A 483-nucleotide genomic window follows, 5' to 3' on the forward strand; every position below is an offset into this window, starting at 1 on the left:
TCTGAGCTAGATCCGATTGTATCCTTGCATTTGTCTGCAGCATATCGTCCATCTTCTGACCGATTAACTCAAACTCACGAATATTACTTTTGAATCGAACATCCTCCCCACCTGACATCTGCAATGAGGAGACCAATTGCTTAACGGGGCGGTTAAAGCGAACACTGAACAACACCGAAATAATAACACTCACGATCAAGGTAAGTATTAGCAAAAAAATTAATGTCAGATTAAGTTTTGAAACCTGCTTGGAAATGCTTGCACTAGGTATGATATTAAGATATGTGTACCCACTGTTCTGCCCGACTTGATAGAAGTAATAGGTATTGTCACGCAGCAAATAAGTTTTGTCTACCGGCAGCTCTGGAAGTTCTTCTCGATTAGCCAATCCTCCCGTTGAGAACAGCGGTAAACCCTGCTTGTCCAGGATAATGAAATTGGCATTTACAGAACGATGGAGCTATTCGATGCTTTCCATCGTTC

Annotated in this window: 1 pseudogene; it reads right to left on the reverse strand. The window is 41.8% G+C overall.

Annotated elements, in window-relative coordinates:
- Positions 1-388, reverse strand: a pseudogene (locus AC1DUA_RS40495) (hypothetical protein); the annotation flags it as partial.
- Positions 389-483: the final 95 nt, after the last annotated feature.

The sequence above is a fragment of the Paenibacillus sp. 01T422 genome (genome assembly GCF_056398785.1).